Source organism: Mesorhizobium sp. LCM 4577, from assembly GCF_001854795.2.
In the GTDB taxonomy this organism is placed as follows: Bacteria; Pseudomonadota; Alphaproteobacteria; order Rhizobiales; family Rhizobiaceae; genus Mesorhizobium; species Mesorhizobium plurifarium.
Genome location: NZ_MDDU01000001.1, coordinates 52688 through 70010, shown reverse-complemented (window position 1 = coordinate 70010; position 17323 = coordinate 52688). Strand labels below are relative to the sequence as shown.

15 protein-coding genes are annotated in these 17323 nt (G+C 65.3%); 13 read left to right on the top strand and 2 right to left on the bottom strand.

Translation table 11 applies throughout. The features are described from left to right. Nucleotides 1-47: 47 nt before the first annotated feature. The 7 genes from mnmE to LCM4577_RS00305 all read left to right on the top strand — a co-directional run bounded on the left by mnmE (nucleotide 48) and on the right by LCM4577_RS00305 (nucleotide 7869). Nucleotides 48-1355: a tRNA uridine-5-carboxymethylaminomethyl(34) synthesis GTPase MnmE gene (gene mnmE, locus LCM4577_RS00335; RefSeq protein ID WP_071068953.1), complete on the top strand. Its 1308-nt coding sequence runs from the start codon at nucleotides 48-50 to the stop codon at nucleotides 1353-1355. A gap of 224 nt (nucleotides 1356-1579) precedes the next feature. Continuing rightward, nucleotides 1580-3454, top strand: a complete 1875-nt coding sequence (gene mnmG, locus LCM4577_RS00330) for a tRNA uridine-5-carboxymethylaminomethyl(34) synthesis enzyme MnmG (RefSeq protein WP_071068951.1) — start codon at nucleotides 1580-1582, stop codon at nucleotides 3452-3454. After that, nucleotides 3451-4092: a 16S rRNA (guanine(527)-N(7))-methyltransferase RsmG gene (gene rsmG, locus LCM4577_RS00325; RefSeq protein ID WP_071068949.1), complete on the top strand. Its 642-nt coding sequence runs from the start codon at nucleotides 3451-3453 to the stop codon at nucleotides 4090-4092. Before mnmG ends, rsmG begins: the two co-directional genes overlap by 4 nt. Nucleotides 4093-4109: 17 nt before the next feature. Next, the gene (locus LCM4577_RS00320) at nucleotides 4110-4907 is read left to right on the top strand and encodes a ParA family protein (protein WP_040986497.1); all 798 of its coding nucleotides are present in this window, start codon (nucleotides 4110-4112) and stop codon (nucleotides 4905-4907) included. A gap of 64 nt (nucleotides 4908-4971) precedes the next feature. Then, nucleotides 4972-5865 (top strand): ParB/RepB/Spo0J family partition protein, encoded by an 894-nt coding sequence (locus tag LCM4577_RS00315; RefSeq protein ID WP_071068947.1) that lies wholly within the window; start codon nucleotides 4972-4974, stop codon nucleotides 5863-5865. Between the two features lie 463 nt (nucleotides 5866-6328). After that, a complete protein-coding gene (locus LCM4577_RS00310; RefSeq protein WP_071068945.1) occupies nucleotides 6329-6955 on the top strand; it encodes a DUF1326 domain-containing protein in 627 nt (208 codons plus the stop codon). Nucleotides 6956-7089: 134 nt separating this feature from the next. After that, the gene (locus tag LCM4577_RS00305) at nucleotides 7090-7869 is read left to right on the top strand and encodes a DUF2182 domain-containing protein (protein WP_071068942.1); all 780 of its coding nucleotides are present in this window, start codon (nucleotides 7090-7092) and stop codon (nucleotides 7867-7869) included. A gap of 55 nt (nucleotides 7870-7924) precedes the next feature. Here the strand turns inward: LCM4577_RS00305 and holA are convergent, their stop codons facing one another. Further along, nucleotides 7925-8971, bottom strand: coding sequence for a DNA polymerase III subunit delta (gene holA / locus LCM4577_RS00300; RefSeq protein ID WP_071068940.1), 1047 nt, complete (start codon nucleotides 8969-8971; stop codon nucleotides 7925-7927). A 329-nt stretch (nucleotides 8972-9300) separates the two neighbouring features. Between holA and LCM4577_RS00295 the strand changes: the two genes are divergently transcribed. The 5 genes from LCM4577_RS00295 to LCM4577_RS00275 all read left to right on the top strand — a co-directional run bounded on the left by LCM4577_RS00295 (nucleotide 9301) and on the right by LCM4577_RS00275 (nucleotide 15433). After that, on the top strand, nucleotides 9301-10533 hold the full coding sequence (locus LCM4577_RS00295) for a 3-methyl-2-oxobutanoate dehydrogenase (2-methylpropanoyl-transferring) subunit alpha (RefSeq protein ID WP_071068938.1): 1233 nt from the start codon (nucleotides 9301-9303) through the stop codon (nucleotides 10531-10533). Nucleotides 10534-10535: 2 nt separating this feature from the next. Further along, a complete protein-coding gene (locus tag LCM4577_RS00290) occupies nucleotides 10536-11549 on the top strand; it encodes an alpha-ketoacid dehydrogenase subunit beta (protein ID WP_071068937.1) in 1014 nt (337 codons plus the stop codon). 15 nt (nucleotides 11550-11564) lie between these two features. Continuing rightward, on the top strand, nucleotides 11565-12875 hold the full coding sequence (locus LCM4577_RS00285) for a dihydrolipoamide acetyltransferase family protein (RefSeq protein ID WP_071068935.1): 1311 nt from the start codon (nucleotides 11565-11567) through the stop codon (nucleotides 12873-12875). A 237-nt stretch (nucleotides 12876-13112) separates the two neighbouring features. After that, nucleotides 13113-14525, top strand: a complete 1413-nt coding sequence (lpdA, locus tag LCM4577_RS00280) for a dihydrolipoyl dehydrogenase (RefSeq protein ID WP_071068934.1) — start codon at nucleotides 13113-13115, stop codon at nucleotides 14523-14525. A 212-nt stretch (nucleotides 14526-14737) separates the two neighbouring features. Further along, a complete protein-coding gene (locus LCM4577_RS00275) occupies nucleotides 14738-15433 on the top strand; it encodes a glycosyltransferase (protein ID WP_071068932.1) in 696 nt (231 codons plus the stop codon). Nucleotides 15434-15471: 38 nt separating this feature from the next. On the opposite strand, the gene LCM4577_RS00270 is transcribed toward LCM4577_RS00275, so the two are convergent. After that, nucleotides 15472-16575 (bottom strand): saccharopine dehydrogenase family protein, encoded by a 1104-nt coding sequence (locus tag LCM4577_RS00270; protein WP_071069824.1) that lies wholly within the window; start codon nucleotides 16573-16575, stop codon nucleotides 15472-15474. 130 nt (nucleotides 16576-16705) lie between these two features. Here LCM4577_RS00270 and LCM4577_RS00265 point away from each other — a divergent pair, with 130 nt between their 5' ends. Continuing rightward, complete coding sequence (locus tag LCM4577_RS00265; RefSeq protein WP_041012382.1) at nucleotides 16706-17134, top strand: Lrp/AsnC family transcriptional regulator; 429 nt, start codon at nucleotides 16706-16708, stop codon at nucleotides 17132-17134. Nucleotides 17135-17323: the final 189 nt, after the last annotated feature.

The following is a 17323-nucleotide window of genomic DNA, read 5'->3' as shown; positions in this document are numbered from 1 at the left end:
ATCTTCTAATCTAGGCGGTTCGGCAGGTCCGGCAAATGATTTCGCCAATGGCTTCGAAGGATTCGATCGCAGCGCTTTCCAGCGGCCGCCTGCCCGCCGGCATCGCGGTCATCCGCGTTTCCGGTCCGATGACTCGATTCGTGGTCGAAACGATTGCCGGACCGGTTAAGGATCGGTTTACCAATTTGCGGGCGCTCAGGGCGGCGGAGGGCTCGACCATCGACCACGGGCTTGTGCTGTTCTTTCCGGGTCCCGGCAGTTTCACTGGCGAGGACGTCGCCGAGTTCCAGGTCCATGGCAGCCGCGCGGTCGCTGCCAAGATGCTGGAGACGATCACCAGCTTTGAAGGTGTCAGGCACGCCGAGCCCGGGGAATTCACCCGGCGCGCCTTTCTCAACGGCAGGCTGGATCTGGTCGAGACGGAAGCGCTGGCCGATCTGGTCAATGCGGAGACGGAGGCGCAGCGCCGTTTCGCGGTGCACAACGCCGAAGGCGCGCAGAGCGAACTCTACTCAAGTTGGCGCCGTCGGCTGATCCATGCCCGCGCCATGATCGAGGCGGAGATCGACTTCGCCGACGAAGAAGATGTACCGGGCTCCGTTTCGGAGGCGGTCTGGTCGGACGTGTCGGCGATGATCGGCGAGATCGAACGGCACATCGAAGGGTTCAAGGCCGCGGAGATCATCCGGGACGGTTTCGAAGTGGTGATCCTCGGCGCGCCGAATGCGGGCAAGTCCAGCCTGTTCAACGCCTTGGCGCGGCGCGAGGCGGCGATCGTCACCGACGAGCCGGGCACGACGCGCGATCTGCTCGAGGTCGTCATGGACCTCAAGGGGCTGAAGGTGCGGCTTGTCGATACGGCCGGGCTGCGCGACGCCGCGGGCAAGGTGGAGTCGATTGGGATCGAGCGGGCGCGCGCCAAAGCGGAGGTGACGGATCTGGTCCTGCTGCTGGAAGATATGGCCGACCCGGTTTCGGTCGGTGGCGTCCCAAGCGGGGTTCCGCTGCTGAGAATCGGAACGAAGTCGGATATCGCCGATGCCGGCGCCGGCAGTTACGACCTGGTGATCTCATCCAAGGACGGCAGTGGTCTGGACCGCTTGCTGACCGAGATCGGGGACCGCGCAACCGCTGCGGTTGGCGGTGCGGGCGATGTCCTGCCGTCCAGGCTGCGCCATGTCGAGCTGCTCAGGGAGGCGACGGATTTCCTGAGGGCGGCGTTGTCGGGGCAAGGCCAGGAGTTGCGCGCCGAGGAGCTGCGGCTGGCCGCCGAGCGCCTTGGCCGCATCGTCGGCGCGGTCGATGTCGAGGATCTGCTCGACGTCATCTTCTCGCAGTTCTGCATTGGGAAGTGATTCACGTGAAACAATGCGGGCGGTAGCGAGCGCCCGATGATTCACGTGAAACAACGGCTGACTGGATTCATCCGAACGCGGCGGCGTTGTCCCGCCAGCGCTTCAAAGATGTGTTGGCTGGCCGCCATTCATTGTTTCACGTGAAACGAGGTCCACCCTCTCCTTGACACGGGCCGCCGTCGGGGACATGTGTCAACGCATCTCTGAAAGTGGATTCTTGGAAAATGACCGATCACTATGACGTGGTGGTGGTGGGCGGCGGCCATGCCGGCTGCGAGGCGGCAAGTGCGGCCGCGCGCGCCGGCGCCAGGACCGCGCTGGTGACGTTGCGCTTCGACACGATCGGCGTCATGTCCTGCAACCCGGCGATCGGCGGGCTCGGCAAGGGCCATCTCGTGCGCGAGATCGATGCCATGGACGGGCTGATGGGCCGCATCGCCGACGCCGCCGGTATCCAGTTCCGCCTGCTCAACCGCCGCAAGGGTCCGGCCGTGCGCGGCCCGCGCACCCAGGCCGACCGCAAGCTCTATCGCTTGGCCATGCAGGAAGCGATTCGGCAGCAGAACAATCTCGACGTGATCGAAGGCGAGGTTCTCGACTTTGAAATCGCGGACGGACGGATCGCAGCCGTTCAGATATCGGGCAATCGTCGTCTTGCCTGTGGCGCCGTGGTGCTGACCACCGGCACCTTCCTGCGGGGCCTGATTCATATCGGCGAAAAGAAGATCGTCGCCGGCCGCATGAACGAGCAGGCAAGCATGGGCCTGTCGGCGACGATGGGGCGCGCGGGTTTTCAGCTTGGGCGCCTGAAGACCGGAACACCCCCTCGCCTCGACGGCCGTACCATCGATTGGGTCTCGCTGGATGCTCAAGCGGCCGACGAGGATCCGGTGCCGTTCTCGCTGATGACCGACGCAATCGCCAATCCGCAGATCCATTGCGGCATCACGCGGACCATGCCGGCGACGCATGAGATCATCCGCGCCAATCTCGGCCGTTCGGCCATGTATTCCGGCTCGATCGAAGGGGTCGGGCCGCGCTATTGTCCGTCGATCGAGGACAAGATCGTCAAGTTCGGCGACCGCGAGGGCCACCAGATCTTCCTCGAGCCGGAAGGGCTCGATGACGACACCGTCTATCCGAACGGCATCTCGACCTCGCTGCCGGAGGATGTGCAGCTCGAGATCCTGAAGACCATTCCCGGGCTCGAAAAGGCGACCATGCTGCAGCCGGGCTACGCGATCGAATACGACCATGTCGATCCGCGCGAGCTGAAGACGACGCTGGAGACGAAGCGTGTCGCCGGCCTGTTCCTGGCCGGGCAGATCAACGGCACGACGGGCTATGAAGAGGCCGGAGCGCAAGGCCTGCTCGCCGGCATCAACGCCGCGCGGAAAGCCTCAGCGGGCGAGCCGGTCGTGCTCAGCCGCACCGCAGCCTATATCGGCGTGATGGTCGATGACCTCACCAGCCGTGGCATCGCCGAGCCCTATCGCATGTTCACCTCGCGCGCCGAGTTCAGGCTTTCGCTGCGCGCCGACAATGCCGACGAGCGGCTGACGCCGCTGGCTGACAAGCTCGGCATCGCGTCGTCGGAGCGGCTGCAGCGCTTTGGCGGGATGGCGCGGAAGCTCGACGAGGCGCGCGCCTTGGCCAAGTCGGTCACCTGGACGCCGAACGAGGCGGCGCGCTTCGGGCTGGAGATCAACCGGGACGGCGTGCGGCGCTCGGCCTATGAGCTCTTGGCGCATCCGGGCGTCGACATGGCCTGGCTCACTCGCGTCGAGCCGCGCTTCGCCGCGCTCGACGCCAAGACGGCCGAGCGTCTCGAAACGGAAGCGAAATATTCGGTTTACCTTGACCGCCAGCAGGCCGACGTCGCGCAGATCCGGCATGAGGAGTCGCGGCTCATCCCGGAGACAATCGACTTCTCCGATGTGCCGGGACTTTCAAACGAGCTGAAGCAGAAGATGAAGACGCGCCAGCCGCGCTCGATCGCCGATGCGCAGCGGATGGAAGGCATGACGCCGGCGGCGCTTGCGATCATCGTCGCGCATGTCCGCAATGCCGAGCTCGCCGCGCGAAGGTCTGTGGCGTGAGTGCCGAGGCCTGGGCGGACCTGCAAAAAGCAGCGGGTCCGGTTTCACGTGAAACATTCGAGCGCCTGCAAGCCTTCGAACAGCTGTTCCTGAAATGGAATCGCAGCATCAATCTGGCGGCGCCGTCGACGCTGGACGACGTCTGGCGCCGCCATATCCTGGACAGCGCCCAGCTCGCGCGGCTCGCGCCCGCCGCGACACGATGGGTCGACCTCGGTTCGGGCGGCGGGTTTCCCGGACTGGTGCTTGGCTTCCTGCTGGCCGAGCGTTCCGGCGCCTCGATCGACCTCGTCGAAAGCAACCGCAAGAAGGCGTCATTCCTGCAGTCGGTGATCGGCCAATTCAACCTGCCTGCGCGCRTTCTGGCCAAGCGCATAGACGACAGTTATGCGCTTGTTTCCACAGCGGAAATCGTCACGGCGCGGGCGCTGGCGGCGCTGCCGGACCTGCTTGACCTGGCCGCGCCCTGGCTCACCAAAGGGGCGCGCGCGCTTTTCCACAAAGGCCGGGATTACCGGGCCGAGGTGGAAGAAAGCACTCACCGCTGGGCCTTCGATCTGGTAGAATATTCGAGCATGACCGACCCACATGGCGTCATCCTTGAAATCACCGATTTGCGCCCGGCGAAACAGCAATGAATTACTGGCATAGGCCCATGAGCACAGCACCGCGTATCATCACCGTCGCCAACCAGAAAGGCGGCGTCGGCAAGACGACGACGGCCATCAATCTGGCCACGGCGCTGGCCGCGATCGGCGAGCGCGTGCTGATCGTCGATCTCGATCCGCAGGGCAATGCCAGCACCGGGCTCGGCATCGACCGCAAGGACCGCACCACCTCGTCATACGATGTCTTGACAGGCGAATTGGAGTTGGAGGCGGCCGCAGTGCCGACCGCGGTGCCGGGCCTATCGATCATTCCCTCGACGCTCGACCTGCTTGGCATCGAGATGGAGATCGCTTCCGCGCCCGACCGTGTGCTCAAGCTGCGCAATGCGCTGCGCGCCGCGGCCGAGCGGTCAGCGCCGTTCGGCTATGTGCTGATCGACTGCCCGCCCTCGCTCAACCTTTTGACTTTGAATTCAATGGCGGCAGCCGATTCCGTTCTTGTGCCGCTGCAATGCGAGTTCTTCGCGCTGGAAGGCCTCAGCCAGTTGCTGGAGACGGTCGAGCAGGTGCGCCATACGATCAATCCGGACCTCACCATCCAGGGCATCGTGCTCACCATGTATGACGGGCGCAACAACCTCGCCAATCAGGTGGTGCAGGATGTGCGCACCCATATGGGCGACAAGGTCTACGAGACGATCATCCCGCGCAACGTGCGGGTTTCCGAGGCGCCGTCCTACGGCAAGCCGGCGATCCTCTATGACCTGAAATGCTCGGGCAGCCAGGCCTATCTGCAGCTCGCCTCCGAGGTGATCCGCCGCGAGCGCAAGCTGCGCGCCGCCTGAGCGTCGGCACCCGCCGGCTTTGGTTAATCAGCCAATTCGATTCCGAAACGATCTGGATAGTATAATGAGCGAAGACCAATCAAGAAAAAGACTGGGCCGTGGCCTCGCGGCGCTGATCGGCGAAATCGACCGTCCGGCGGCGCCGGAAAAGCCGAGCGCGGTGGTGGCGGCGGACGGCAAGGTGCCGATCGAATTCGTCAGCCCGAACCCGAAGAACCCGCGCCGGCATTTCGGCGATGCCGAACTCACCGACCTTGCCCAGTCGATCCGCGAGCATGGCGTGGTGCAGCCGGTCGTGGCGCGCCCCTCGCCTTCGCAGCCGGGCCGCTACGAGATCATCGCCGGCGAGCGGCGTTGGCGGGCGGCGCAGCGCGCGGGTCTTACCGAGATCCCGCTGATCGTGCGCGACGTCAACGACCGCACCGCGCTGGAACTGGCGATCATCGAGAACGTGCAGCGCGCCGACCTCAATCCGGTCGAGGAGGCGCAGGGATACCAGCAGCTGATCGACGAGCATGGCTACACCCAGGCCGATCTCGGCCAGGTGATCGGCAAGAGCCGCAGCCATGTCGCCAACACGTTGCGCCTGCTGAAGCTGCCGCCCGTCATCCATTCGATGCTGGTCGATGGCGACCTGTCGGCCGGCCATGCCCGCACGCTGGTCACCGCCGAGGATCCGGCCGGGCTTGCCAAGCGCATCGTCAAGGAGGGGCTTTCGGTGCGCCAGGCCGAAGCGCTGGCGCAGACGCCCGCCGGTCCGACGCCGGCCAAGGCGAAGTCCGCCGCGAGCGCGCCGGAGAAGGACCCCGACACGCTGGCGCTGGAGAAGCTGATGACCGACACGCTCGGCATGATCGTCAGCATCGAGCACAAGGCCAAGGGCGGCACGCTCCGCGTCGACTACCGCTCGCTCGAGCAGCTCGACGAGCTCTGCCGGCGGCTGAAGGGCGAGCGGTAGGCGGCTGCGGCGTAACTGTATTTGGCTGTAGCTGAGGTTTTGGCTTAAGCTGGATACGCCTGATATATCGGTGATAGACAAGGAAGGGCTGGCGGTACGCCGGCCCTTTTCCATTTCGGAGATGATTGGCGAAGGCGGTAGTGACGGCCAATCTCCCCCTTGGGGGGAGATGCCCGGCAGGGCAGAGGCTGGCGGGACAGCGCTCCTCTGGCTTGCCAGCCGGCCGGCACCCCTGCATTCGCCAATCGCCGACGTCACCATCTGGGCCCGAGCAATCCCTTGACGCCGGCGCCTGCGGCTTGACAGTCCGAGGCAACGGCGTACCCTATATTAGCTCGAACTTAAATCATGCCCTGGCGTGCCGATCCGTCGCGATGAGGGCTATCGGCCGTTCCGACATCGTGAAACGGCACCGCTCGCCAAAGCGATATGCCCGACCCGCCTGATACAACGGGAGGTGTAAATGGCAGTCAGCTGGCAATTGTCCGGAAGCTATTTCGAAAATTGTAGCTGCGATGTCGTGTGTCCTTGCCTGCTGTCCACCAACGCGCAGCTGACATCGAAGCCGACCAAAGGCGTTTGCGACGTCGGCCTGGTCTTTCATATCGACAAGGGCAATTTCGGCGACGTTCGCTTGGATGGGCTCAACGTCGCGATGGTCGCCCACACGCCGGGGCCGATGGCGGAAGGCAATTGGACGGCCGCCGCCTATATCGATGGACGGGCCGATGACCGCCAGACGGAAGCGCTGGGCGCCATCTTCACCGGCGCCGCGGGTGGTCCGATGGCTGCCTTCGCGCCGATGATCAGCACCAACCTCGGAGCGAAGAAGGTGCCGATCGACTACCGGGTCGACGGCAAGAAGCGGTCGGCGGCCATTGAGGGCGTGGCGCGGCTGGCGGTCGAACCGCTGCCGACCATGCGCGAGGACGGCGAGATGTGGGTGGCCTCCGGACATCCCGTCAATCCCGACTGGTTGGGTATGGCGATGGGGGCGCAAGGCAGCACCTTCAGTGATCACGGCATGAGTTGGGACAATTCCCGCCGCAACGGGCATTACGCGCCGATCAACTGGTCCGGCCAGCAATAGCGCTTGCCCTGCCTAGAGCGTTTCACCGTTTCACGGAAACGGCGAACCGCTCTATCTCTTTGTTTTGACGCAATTCCTGACGGAAAACCGCTCACACTTTTCCTGGAATTGCTCTGGTCGGAACGGGCTTGCCGATGCTGACGCTGCAGCGAAACATCATCCTTGCGCTGCTGATCGCCGCGGCGGCGGCGGCGTGGGCCTTGCTCGTCCGGCAGCAGACCGGCATGGACGCCGRCATGCGCATGGTCTCGCCCACCATGGGCATGACGGCCGCGCTGTTTCTTGCCGTCTGGTTGATCATGATGATTGCCATGATGTTTCCGGCGGCCGCGCCCATGATCCTGACCTTTCACCAGGTCCAGAGCGGCAAACGGGGCCGCGGCCAGGCCTTTGTCTCGACCTGGGTGTTCGTGGCCGGCTACATGCTGGTTTGGACGGCGACGGGCGTTCTAGCCTTTGCCGCCGCGGCGGGCGCGGAGATGCTTGCCGGGCATGTGGGACTGTCCGCGGCGACGGCCGCGCGCATCGGCGGCGCGCTGCTGATGGCAGCCGGCGCCTATCAGCTCTCGCCGTTGAAAGACCTGTGTCTCGCCAAATGCCGCACGCCGATCGGCTTCATCCTGACCTCATGGCGCGATGGTCAGTTGGGCGCGGTGCGCATGGGCCTGCAGCATGGGCTCTTTTGCCTAGGCTGCTGCTGGCTTCTGTTCCTGGCGCTTTTCCCGCTCGGGATCATGAACATCGCCGCAATGGCGGCGGTCACGCTGCTGGTCTTTGCGGAGAAGACTTTTCCCTATGGAGAGCTGATCGCGAAGGTGTCGGGCGTCGCCCTGCTTCTTTACGGCGCAGCGGTGTTGGTCTTTCCGCAAGCCCTGCCGACCTTCCAGGCGACGGACGCGATGATGATGAACTGAGCGGGAAGGCGGCTCTGGGGCGGGAGGATAGGGCGCAGCCTACCCACGAAGGAGATCAGCCGCGCTGCCCCAGCCTCGCGCTCTCGATCGCAATGCCGAGCAGCGCCTGCCGTGCCAGCGCTTCCGACAGGTCCGGCCGCTTGCGCGTTTGCAGCACCGCCGTCTGCAGCCGGCCGAGCGCGCGGCCAAGCGCCTCGACGTTCCAGCGCTCCAGCGTCTTTTCCACCAGCTTGCGGCGCGAGAAGAAGACCGGCGGGCGGGCGCCAGCGACGACCGAGGCGGCGTTGCGGCCGCCGCTCTCCATCTGGCCGCGCATCACCTGGATCGCCTGCAATTGCCGCATCGCCGAGGACAGCACCAGGAAGGGATGACCGCCGGACTGGCAGTGGCGGTTGAAGGCGATGTCGAAATCGCCGACCCTGCCGTCCAGCATGGCGTCGACCGCGGCGTCGAAGGAAGCGCCGGAGACATCGCCGGACAGCGCGTTGACGTCGTCGACGTCGATTTCCTTCTTGCCATGCGCATAGAGCACCAGCTTCTCGATCTCGCCGCGCGAGGCGAGACGATCGCCGCCGAGATTGCGGCGCAGCGCCTGGCGGGCGTCCAGCGTCATCGACATGCCGGCCTTGCGCAATTCGTCGTCGATCACCGTATCGAGGTCGCGGGCTTCATCCGCATAGCAGGGCAAGGCGACGGCGTTGCCGGCGGCCTCGACGATGGCTCTGAGGCCCGTGCCTTTCTTCAGGTCGCCCGCCTCGATGAGGATGATGGCGTCGCGGGCAGGCTCGGCGGTCAGCGCCTTGATGTCGTCGGCCAGCGCCTTCTGGCCGCTGGCGTTGCGCACCCAAAGCAGCCGCCGGTCGGAAAACATCGGCACGGTGCGCGCCTCGTCGAGCAGCCGCCCCGCGTCGCGGTCGACTTCGGCGCCGTCGAGCTTGACCACCGAGAAGGGGTCGTCGAGCGGCAGCCCGGTTTTCGCGGCGAAGGCTTTCGCCCGCTCGGCGACAAGGCCGCGGTCCGGGCCGTAAAGCAGGACGATCGCCATGGAGGGATCGGGCCTCGCCAGCCACGAATCGACCTCGTATCCTTTCTTCTGTGCCATGCGCGGTGGGTTAGCATGGCTTGGGGGCGGAGTGAACGGAGAAGCGGCGCCAGCGTCAAGGGGAGAAGGAGAGGCCGTGCCCGGCCCCCAACCTCGCCATTACTTTTCTGGCTCCAACCGCCCCGCAAACTTCCGCCAAATTGCGCGCCGGGCAAAAACATCGACAAGAAATTTCGTCGCCATATCTGCATCTTGAGCCTGCGCGCCGCATCGGCTGGCCGAGGCCGGCGGCCGGGGAGGAACGCCGTGCCGAGGCCTGGTGAAATCGCACTGGTCTGGCGGCGCGGATATGCCACTATCGCACCGGCAACATTGGAGGATGTGAGCTCATGGCCGATGCTGGAATGTTGCGGTTCCATGTGCCCGAGCCCGAGGTGCGGCCCGGCGGCACGCCCGACTTCTCCAATGTGACCATTCCCAAGGCCGGCTCGGTGCCGCGGCCGGAGATCGACGTCGATCCGCGCGGCATCCGCGACATGGCCTTCTCCATCATCCGCGTGCTGAACCGCGCCGGCGAAGCCGTCGGGCCGTGGGCGGGGCTGCTCAGCGACCAGGAACTGCTCGAAGGCCTGCGCCACATGATGACGCTCAGGACCTTCGACGCGCGCATGCAGATGGCGCAGCGCCAGGGCAAGACCTCCTTCTACATGCAGCATCTGGGCGAAGAGGCGGTGAGCTGCGCTTTCCGCAAGGCGCTCAAGCCCGGCGACATGAACTTCCCGACCTATCGACAGGCAGGTCTGCTGATCGCCGACGGCTATCCCATGGTCTCGATGATGAACCAGATCTATTCCAACGAGGCCGATCCGCTGAAGGGCCGGCAGCTGCCGGTCATGTATTCCTCGAAGGAGCACGGCTTCTTCTCGATCTCGGGCAATCTGGCGACGCAATACATCCAGGCGGTCGGCTGGGCCATGGCCTCGGCGATCTCCAACGATTCGCGTATCGCCGCGGCCTGGATCGGCGACGGCTCGACGGCGGAGTCCGATTTTCATGCGGCGCTGGTCTTCGCCTCGACCTACAAGGCGCCTGTCGTGCTCAACGTCGTCAACAACCAGTGGGCGATCTCGACCTTCCAGGGCATCGCGCGCGGCGGCTCCGGCACGTTCGCCGCGCGCGGGCTCGGCTTCGGCATTCCCTCGCTGCGCGTCGACGGCAACGACTATCTCGCCGTCCATGCGGTGGCGAAATGGGCGGTCGAGCGGGCGCGCCGGAATCTGGGGCCGACGCTGGTCGAATATGTCACCTACCGCGTCGGCGCGCATTCGACGTCCGACGATCCGTCCGCCTACCGGCCGAAAGCCGAATCGGATGCCTGGCCGCTCGGCGATCCGGTCATCCGGCTGAAGAACCATCTTATCCAGAAAGGCGCCTGGTCCGAGGATCGCCACACCCAGGCGGAGGCCGAGATCCTCGAGACAGTGATCGCCGCGCAGAAGGAGGCCGAGAGCCACGGCACGCTGCATGCCGGCGGCAAGCCGTCGACCCGCGACATGTTCGAGGGTGTCTATGCCGAGATGCCGCCGCATCTCAGGCGCCAGCGCCAGCAGGCGGGGGTCTGACCATGCCCAGGCGTACCATGATCGAGGCCATCCGCGACGCCATGGACGTGTCGATGGGGCGCGACGAACGCGTCATCGTCTATGGCGAGGATGTCGGGTTCTTCGGCGGCGTCTTCCGCGCCACGCAAGGCCTGCAGGCCAAATACGGCAAGAGCCGCTGCTTCGATGCGCCGATCAGCGAATCCGGCATCGTCGGTTCGGCCATCGGCATGGCAGCCTACGGGTTGAAACCCYGTGTCGAGGTGCAGTTTGCCGACTATGTTTATCCGGCCTACGACCAGATCGTGTCCGAGGCGGCGCGGTTGCGTTACCGCTCGAACGGCGACTTCACCTGCCCGATCGTGGTGCGCATGCCGACCGGCGGCGGCATTTTCGGCGGCCAGACGCACAGCCAGAGCCCCGAAGCGCTGTTCACCCATGTCTCCGGCCTGAAGGTGATCGTGCCCTCCAATCCGTATGACGCCAAGGGGCTGCTGATCGCGGCGATCGAGGATCCGGACCCGGTCATCTTCCTCGAGCCGAAGCGGCTCTATAACGGCCCATTCGACGGCCACCACGACAAGCCGGTGACGCCTTGGTCGAAGCATGAGCTCGGCGAGGTCGCCGATGGCCATTACACGATCCCGGTCGGCAAGGCGGCGATCCGCCGGCCGGGATCGGCGGTCACCGTGCTCGCCTACGGCACGATGGTCTATGTGGCGCAGGCCGCGGCCGAGGAGACCGGCATCGACGCCGAGGTGATCGATCTCAGGACGCTTCTGCCGCTCGACCTCGACACGATCGTCGCCTCGGTGAGGAAGACCGGCCGCTGCGTCGTCGTGCATGAGGCGACGCTGACCTCCGGCTTCGGCGCCGAGCTGGTTTCGCTGGTGCAGGAGAACTGCTTCTACCATCTGGAAGCGCCGGTGGCACGGGTCGCCGGCTGGGACACGCCCTACCCGCATGCGCAGGAGTGGGACTATTTCCCCGGCCCGGCGCGGGTCGGGCGCGCGCTTATCGAGACATTGGAAGCTTAGAGGGGGAGGCCTGAGATGGGCGAACACGTCATCAAGCTTCCCGATGTCGGCGAAGGCGTCGCCGAGGCCGAGCTCGTCGAATGGCATGTCAAGGTCGGTGACCTCGTGCGCGAGGACACGGTTCTCGCCGCCGTCATGACCGACAAGGCGACCGTCGAGATCCCGTCGCCGGTCGACGGCGAGATCCTTTGGCTCGGCGCCGAGATCGGCGACACGGTGGCGATCGGCTCGCCGATCGTGCGGCTGAAGGTGGCCGGCGAAGGCAATGTGAAAGCGGGTGGCGGCGACGCGCCGAAGGCCGAGGCTACCGCCAAGTCGGCCGGGCCGAAAGCGGAAGCTCAGCCGAGCACGCCGAAGCCCGCACCAAAGCCAGCCGATCCGCCGGCTAAGGTTTCGCCAGCCGCCGCGCCGCAGGCCGCGCGCCCCGCCTCCGTCTCCGGCGCGCCGCGCGCGGAAGGCGAGAAGCCGCTGGCCTCGCCCGCCGTCCGCTTGCGGGCGAAGGAAGCCGGCATCGACCTGCGCCAGGTGCCGGGCAGCGGCCCGGCCGGTCGCATCAGCCATGAGGACATCGACGCGTTCGTCGCGCGCGGACCGCAGCTTACCCGCGCCACCGGGCTTGCCCGGAAGGACGGTGTCGAGGACATCAAGGTCGTGGGGCTCAGGCGCAAGATCGCCGAAAAGATGTCGTTGGCGAAGGCGCGCATTCCGCACATCACCTATGTCGAGGAGATCGACGTCACTTCATTGGAGGAATTGCGCGCGACGCTGAACAAGGACAAGCGTGGAGATCGCCCGAAGCTGACGCTGCTGCCCTTCCTGATGCGGGCGATGGTCAAGGCGATCGCCGAGCAGCCCAACCTCAACGCGCTGTTCGATGACGAGGCCRGCATCATCCACCAGCATGAGGGCATCCATATCGGTATCGCCGCGCAGACGCCCAACGGGCTGGTGGTGCCGGTGGTTAAACATGCCGAGGCGCGCGACCTGTGGGATAGTGCTGTGGAAGTCAACCGGCTGGCCGACGCCGCCAAGGCCGGCACGGCGAGCCGCGAGGAGCTTTCCGGCTCGACCATCACCATCACCTCGCTCGGCGCCATGGGCGGCGTGGCGACCACGCCGGTCATCAACTATCCGGAAGTGGCGATCGTCGGCGTCAACAAGATCATGGTGCGGCCGGTGTGGGACGGCACGCAGTTCATCCCGCGCAAGATGATGAACCTGTCGTCCAGCTTCGACCACCGCGTCATCGACGGCTGGGATGCGGCGGTGTTCGTGCAGCGGATCAAGGCGCTGCTGGAGACGCCGGCGCTGATCTTTGTGGATTAGAGGGGGCGTGACGATGGAGATGTCGGCGGGACAGCGCCCCCCTCTGCCTTGCCAGGCATCTCCCCCACAAGGGGGGAGATTGGCCGTCACGCCGGCTTTCGCCAATCACCAGCGCTCCCGGAATGAGCGAGGCGCCGAAGCTTCTAATCTCCCCCCTCGTGGGGGAGATGTCCGGCAGGACAGAGGGGGGCGCGAAGGATCTCGACGGAACGTTTCCTCGGATCGAAGGGTCACGTCATGAAAGAAATCTCCTGCAAGCTGCTCGTCATCGGCGCCGGGCCGGGTGGTTATGTCTGCGCCATCCGTGCCGGACAGCTCGGCGTCGACACGGTGATCGTCGAGGCCGGAAAGCCGGGCGGCACGTGCCTCAATGTCGGCTGCATTCCGTCCAAGGCGCTGATCCATGCGGCGGAGGAATTCGAGAAGATCGCGCATATCGCCGGTGGCAAGGATCCGCTCGGCATCAAGGTCGCCGCGCCGACCCTGGAACTCGCGAAAACCGTCGCCTGGAAGGACAGTATCGTTAGCCGGCTCAACAGCGGTGTTGCCGGGCTGCTGAAAAAAGCCAAGGTCAAGACCGTGCAGGGCTGGGCAACCTTCCGGGACGGCAAGACGGTCGAGGTCGAAACCGAGACCGGCACGCAAGTGATCCGTGCCGAAACGGTGGTGATCGCCACCGGCTCGGCGCCAGTCGAGCTGCCGTTCCTGCCTTTCGGCGGCCCGGTGATCTCGTCGACCGAGGCGCTGGCGCTCGGCGAAGTGCCGAAGAAGCTCGCGGTCGTCGGCGGCGGCTATATCGGGCTCGAGCTGGGCATGGCCTTTGCCAAAATGGGCGCCAAGGTCACCGTGGTCGAAGCGCTGCCGCGCGTGCTTTCGCAATATGACGCGGAGCTGACGAGGCCGGTGCTCAAACGTCTTGGCGAGCTCGGCGTCGAGGTGATGACCGGGGCCAAGGCCAAGGGGTTGTCGACCCAGGGACAGGCGGGCAAGGGCGATGCGCTGCTGGTCGAGACATCGGACGGCAAGAGCGCCAAGGTCGCCGCTGACAAGATTCTGGTCACGGTCGGCCGCAAACCGCTGACCGAAGGCTGGGGTTTGGAGCAGATCGACCTCGACAAAGCGGGAAAATTCATCCGCATCGACGACCAGTGCCGCACCTCGATGCGCGGCATTTATGCCATCGGCGACGTCACCGGCGAGCCGATGCTGGCGCACCGCGCCATGGCGCAGGGCGAGATGGTGGCCGAGATCGTCGCCGGCCATAAAAGAAGCTGGGACAAGCGCGCCATTCCGGCGATCTGCTTCACCGATCCCGAGCTGGTCACCGCGGGCCTGTCGCCGGACGAAGCGAAGGCGCTCGCCGGCGAGATCAAGATCGGCCAGTTCCCCTTCGCCGCCAACGGCCGGGCGATGACGAAGCAGGGCGAGGACGGGTTTGTCCGCGTGGTTGCTCGCGCGGACAATCATCTGGTGCTGGGCATTCAGGCGGTCGGGCAAGGCGTATCGGAACTGTCGGCGGCGTTCGGCCTGGCGCTGGAGATGGGCGCGCGGCTGGAGGATATCGCCGGCACCATCCATGCGCATCCGACGCAGGGCGAGGGATTCCAGGAAGCGGCGCTGAAGGCGCTCGGACATGCGCTGCATGTTTAGGTTGCATATCGGATCGCGCTGGTGTCTTTGCGCGACATGGACCTGAAAAAGTACATTGCGATCCGATACAATGCGCCGACCGGCTTCAAGCCAAGCCAATGGAATGGGACCGGCCGGGCCAATCTCGATCCCGTCTGGTTGGTCGAGCGTCTGGCGCTGTTCGACACTTATTGCGCGCCGTCATTGGAAAGCCAGACGATGCGAGACTTACCGTGCTGGTCGCGTTCGACGCCGATACGCATGAGAATTACATGCGCATGGTCTGCGACTGCGTCGCCGAGGTCGACGTCCGGCCGGTCCTTGTAAAGCCGGGCGAAGGACATAATGAGCGGTTCAATGCGTTCGTCCAAGCCGACACGGACGCCGCGTTCGTCTGCGTCGCGCGGCTGGACAGTGACGATGCGCTGGCGCCCGACTTCATGGAGCGGGTTGACCACTATGCGCGCAGAGAGATCGCCAGGGGCACGGTCGGCGAACAGCCACTCTACATCGCCTTCCCGCAGGGACAGAATTTCGACGTGGCGACGGGTCGCTACACCCAGCACGATTACGTCACGTCGGCATTCGGTGCCCTGGTCGAAACGAGATCACCAGCGATGAAAGGCGTCTACAGCGACCATCATCAAAAGATGTCGGCCCGCTACAACACCGTCGTGGCGAGCGCCCATGGCGCCCAATGGTGCATCGTCGTGCATGACAACAACGTCGCCAATGTCCTCAGGGGCAAGCCGATAGATATGCCTTCCTTCGTGGTGGGCCGGCACGGCCTTTCTCCCAGGCTGCCGGCGGTCACCGTCGCGCAGCGCGAAGCGGCTACGTTGGTTGGAAGAACCGCGAAAGCCCCGCGGACCTTGGGAAACCTCATGCGGTTTATCTCAGGTCAGCCGCTGATCCTGCGCAAACAGTAGCCAGCCGCGGGCGTCCATTGCCCGAGGAAGGGCGCAGCTCAGCTCGCCAGCCGGCTCACCATCTCGTGCTGGGCGTAGGCGCGGCCGAAGCGGTTGGCGAGGAAGGCGTCGAGGGCGATGTCTTCCTGGCGCACGAAGCCCTTGGACGGCAGCGAGCCGTCGGCCAGCATGTCGAGCACGGCGCAGATGCCGGAGGCGGTGGTGATCTGGATGGCGCTGCGCACGAGGTTGCCGACGCGCTGCGAATAGATCTTGTTGGCGTAGGTCTCCTGCAGCAGGCGACCGTTGCGGCGGCCCGAGACGGTGACGAAGACGATGACCACGTCCTGGAGCGTCGACGGCAGGGCGCTTTCAAAGATATCCTTCAGCACGTCGCGGCGGTGGCGGAGCCCGAGGTCGTTGAGCAGCGCCTTCATGATCGCGGCGTGGCCGGGGTAGCGGATGGTGCGGTAGTTCAGCGTGCGCACCTTGCCCTTCAGCGTCTCGGCCAAGGTGCCGAGGCCGCCCGAGGTGTTGAAGGCCTCGTAGGTAACGCCGTCGAGCGAGAACTCCTCGCGCTCTTCCAGCGGCGGCACTTCGATAAGCTCGCCCTCGACGATCGCCTCGCAGGGCTCGCAATATTCGTTGATGACGCCGTCGGTGCTCCAGGTCAGGTTGTAGTTCAGCGCGTTGGACGGATATTGCGGCAGCGCGCCGACGCGCATGCGCACGCTTTCCAGCGTGTCGAAACGGCTGGCGAGATCGTTGGCGACGATCGAGATGAAGCCCGGCGCCAGGCCGCATTGCGGAATGAAAGCGCTGTTGGCGTCGCGCGCCAGTTCCTTGACGCGGCGGGTCGAGACCACGTCCTCAGTGAGGTCGAGATAGTGCACGCCGGTGGCAGCGGCAGCCTCGGCAATGCGCGTGGTGAGGTGGAAGGGCGCGGCGCTCAGCACGGCGAACTTGCCGGCAAGGATCCTTTCCAGTTCGCCGGCGGCGGCGATATCGAGTTCCTGCGTCGCGACGCCAGCCGGCAATTCGGCGGCGACGAGCTGGGCGGCCGAGCGGTCGACGAGCGTGACGCAATAGTCGCCCGTGGCGCTCAGCATTTCGGCAATGGTCGAGCCGATCTTGCCGGCGCCGACGACAACGATGTTCTTCATGATCAATTCCCCGCAATTTCGATTTGGGCCAATTCGGCGGGAATCATCGCAGCTTGCCTGTCGAAAGAAAGCGTGAAATCTGGCAATATGAAGCTGAAGTTTGAGCGATTTGCCGAAAGGTTTCGTTGGAATGATCACTGAAGCCGAACAGGCCCTGCTCACCTTGCTGCGCGCCAATGCGCGGGCCTCCACCGCCGAGCTCGCCAGACAGCTCGGCGTGTCGCGCACCACGGTGCAGAGCCGCATCGAGCGGCTGGAGCAGCGCGGCATCATCACGGGCTATGGCGTTCGGCTGTCGCCCGACTACGAGCAAGGGCTGGTCAAGGCGCATGTGCTGCTCACGGTCACGCCGAAGCTCGCCGACAAGGTGGTGCGCGCCCTGGAGGCGATGCCGCCGGTGCGTACCGTGCATTCGGTGAGCGGCAATTTCGACATGATCGTCATCGTCGACGCGCCGTCGATCCGTGATCTCGACGCGCTGCTCGACAGGATCGGAGCGATGGATGGGGTGGAGCGGACGTCATCGTCGATCATTCTGTCGACGCGGGTGGATCGGTGAGGGGGCAGCCGCTCATTTCCAAGCGCTGGCGCGAGGCCCCCCTCTCTGTCCTGCCGGACATCTCCCCCTCAAGGGGGGAGATTGGCAGTTTCCGCGCCGGCGCTCCCCTTGCAACGGTGGCGATTAGCGAAAGCCGGCGTGACATCTAATCTCCCCCTTGAGGGGGAGATGCCCGGCAGGGCAGAGAGG